This is a genomic window from Shewanella sp. 11B5 (assembly GCF_002836795.1).
Classification (GTDB): domain Bacteria; phylum Pseudomonadota; class Gammaproteobacteria; order Enterobacterales; family Shewanellaceae; genus Shewanella; species Shewanella frigidimarina.
The window spans coordinates 1-3,433 of the sequence record NZ_PJAP01000878.1; the positions used below are offsets into that span (position 1 = coordinate 1).

Below are 3,433 nucleotides of genomic sequence, written 5' to 3' on the forward strand. Positions count from 1 at the left end.
AAACAAATATTGCAATAAACGAGTTAGCGCTTGTGCCGCTATTCCCTGCCCTTGAAATGCAGGAGCGATCGTAAAACCGACTTCAACTTGGCTGTCATCAATAAAATGTAGCGCCAGATCGCCCATTAACAACTCATGCTGATCACTAATGGCTAATTGATACCATTGCCCTGCTTTAGCAAAATCTTGGTAATGGGTCGAATCGAATAAGCTTAGCGCATCTTGATAGTGGTAATCGGTCCAACTCTGATATCGCGCAACATTAGGATCCGCTCTATAGGCGGTAAATGCCGTTAAATCATTAAGACTAAATGGCCTGATGATTAAACTACCCGAGGTTAACGTAGGACACTTTAATGAACATAAACTTGAATCACTGTCCATATCAACCTCATTCATTTATAGAGTCTACCTTCCCGCTAATGCAGTGGCTGGCGCAATTTTAGTCGCTTTCCACGCAGGGTAAATGGTTGCAATAAGGCTCATGAATAGGCCCATTAACAATACAACTAATACATCTTGATAATGTAATTCAGAAGGAAGGAAATCAATAAAATAAATATCCGATGCTAATAGTTGAATACCTAATATCTGCTCAAGACTGCTGGCAATAGCACTTAAATTATATGCTAGAGTGACCCCTAATATGCCACCAATAGTGCACCCCATCAGTCCATTTAAAGCACCTTGCAGAATAAATATCGCCATAATGGCACCACGATGAAGCCCCATTGTCATCAGAATCGCAATTTCAGAGGCTTTATCGCGCACTGCCATAACAAGTGTCGACACAATATTAAAACACGCCACAGCAATAACCAGCGCTAACACCAAATACATCACTAAACGAACGAGTTGAATATCTTGGTATAAATGCCCTTGTGTGCGAGTCCAATCATTAATGTATAAATACTGCTCTTGGGCAAATCCTAAATCACGAGTGATACTTGCTGCATTAAACACATTATTGACTTGAATTCGTACCCCAGAAACGGCAGAACCCAGCTCGAGCAAATCGGCTAAATAATCAAGCGACACATAAGCTTGAGTCGATTCAATTTCGCCACCCAACTCGAACACGCCAGACACCACAAAGCGATGGCTTTTGGCCGACGTTAACTGGCTGTTATTAGCATCTGGCGTATACATCGCCAAGGTGTCACCCACCTTCAAGCCCAACTTAGTTAATAAACTGCGGCCAAGCACGATATGATTTTCATCACTGCTTAATGAATGCCATGCATCGACAGACATATAATCAGCAATGCTGGACACGTCAGATTCATGTTTAATATCAATACCGTTGACGATTAACCCTTGAAACCCGCCTGGCTTTTGCACTAACCCTTGCAAGCGCACAAAAGGAGCAACGCCATTAATCTGCGGCATATTCGAAGCACTTTTGGCAATATCCTGCCAATCGGCAATGGGTTGGTTAACCCCAACGAGTTCGCCGTGAGACACCACGCCTAATAACCGGTCTTGTAATTCTTTTTCAAAACCATTCATGGCAGATAACACCACAATTAGCACACCCACACCTAAGGCAATACCCGCAGTTGATGCAAATGAGATAAAACCGATAAAGCCATTAGACTGTCTGGCACGGAAAAAACGCCAGCCAATTGTTAACGGTAACCACTTACTCATTCGGCTAGCCCTGTTGGAGATGTTGCAGCAACAACTTGCAAAATGCCGTCTTTCATTGTCAATTGACGATCCATCTTGACTGCTAATTTATGATCATGAGTAACCACCACGAACGCCGTACCAAATTGCTGCGCTAACTCGCGGATCATCGCATAAACATTATCACCACTGCTGGCATCCAAATTACCTGTAGGTTCATCGGCTAATACTAACTTTGGTTTGTTGATAAGTGCTCTGGCAATCGCCACACGTTGACGTTCACCACCCGACAATTGCGCCGGAATATGCTGCAAACGATGACCTAACCCCACACGTTCAAGTAAATTTTTTGCGTCTACCAAGGCTTGCGTTTTATCTCTGCCTTGAATAAATGCTGGCATCGCCACGTTTTCAATCGCGGTAAACTCTGGCAATAAATGATGAAATTGATAGATAAAGCCCAAATCCTGATTACGTATTTGTGCCTGACGCGCACTAGACAATTGATATAAATCTTCGCCGTCTAATAACACGGTTCCAGACGTTGGCGTGTCTAAGGTACCCATGATATGTAAAAGCGTACTTTTACCCGATCCAGAACTGCCTACAATGGCTAGCTGCTCACCCTTATACACGGTTAAATCAACACCCGATAATACCTGAGTGGTCACTTCACCGTCATGATAATGCTTACTGACGTGTTGAACTTGTAATAACGCTTGTTGTGTCTGGCTCATTATTCGTATCTCAAAGCGGTAGCAGGTTGAACCCTTGCGGCGGACAACGCAGGATAAAGAGTGGCAATTAAAGTAATCAATAAAGTGCCTAAGATGATGAAACTCAATTGCGCTAATGACAATTCCACAGGTAGCGTCTGACCGACACCTAAAATAGAAATACCAACAGTGGTTAATATTTCATTCAAGTTAAGCGTTAACACAATGCCCGCAATCGCGCCAAGCATTAACCCTAACATCGCATTAAGCGAGCCTTGCACAATAAAAATATTCATCACTGAAGTAGTCGTTAACCCTTGGGTTTTTAGCACCGCAACATCGGTTGTTTTATCCACCACCATCATCACCAATGCTGACACAATATTAAATGCCGCTACGGCGACAATTAAACTGAGCATGAGTGACATCATATTTTTTTCCATTTTTACGGCGGCAAATAAATGACCAAAATCTTGGCGCCAATCACGAGTTTTGATGTCGATATTTTGCTTCGCAAATCCAGCAACCAGTTTGGGTGCTAACGCTGGCGCGGAAAATGGATCGTTCAAATAGACCCGTAATTCATTAATGGTATTACTGTCTTGGCGCATCAATTTACGCGCATCTTTATAATGTACATAGGCAACACTTGAATCGACTTGCGAGCCCATTTCAAATACACCTGCAACAGTAAATTTACGCTGACTCGGCACCGGGCCCATTGGTGAATACACCACCCCATCACCGCTTAACACTCTAACCTTATCGCCCGCTTTAACGTCTAATTTGCGGGCTAGATCGGTGCCGAGCACAATTGAATACTTGCCAGCTTGTAACGTTGAAAAAGCATCTGAATAAGTATGAGCCGCAATGCTCGACAATGATTGCTCAAGCTCTGGGTAAACCCCATACATTTGTATCGCTTGAATGTTACTGCTCGATTGGATCATAGCTTGCGTAGTCGCACTAGGCACAATGCCACGAATATTTTGTAATAAATATTTATCCGCCAACAGGCTTTGGCTACTTTGTTGCCAATCCCTAAATCCCATATCACTGATAAGGGTCATCTGCGGCACCGCCCCTAA

General features: G+C 43.3%; 4 protein-coding genes. All 4 read right to left on the minus strand.

What is annotated here, in order from left to right; genetic code table 11:
- Nucleotides 1-399: GNAT family N-acetyltransferase (locus CXF78_RS17540; RefSeq protein WP_102037481.1), on the minus strand; the 399-nt coding region annotated here is incomplete at its 3' end.
- A gap of 9 nt (nt 400-408) precedes the next feature.
- Nucleotides 409-1,650 carry a lipoprotein-releasing ABC transporter permease subunit LolE gene (gene lolE / locus CXF78_RS17545; RefSeq protein WP_102037479.1) on the minus strand — a complete coding sequence of 414 codons (1,242 nt, stop codon included), beginning with the start codon at nt 1,648-1,650 and terminating at the stop codon, nt 409-411.
- Entirely contained in the window at nt 1,647-2,366 is a 720-nt protein-coding gene (gene lolD, locus CXF78_RS17550; protein WP_102037480.1) for a lipoprotein-releasing ABC transporter ATP-binding protein LolD, read from the minus strand. Before lolD ends, lolE begins: the two co-directional genes overlap by 4 nt.
- On the minus strand, nt 2,366-3,433 hold a 1,068-nt coding region (locus tag CXF78_RS17555; protein WP_102037482.1), incomplete at its 5' end, for an ABC transporter permease. The genes CXF78_RS17555 and lolD, both read right to left, overlap by 1 nt.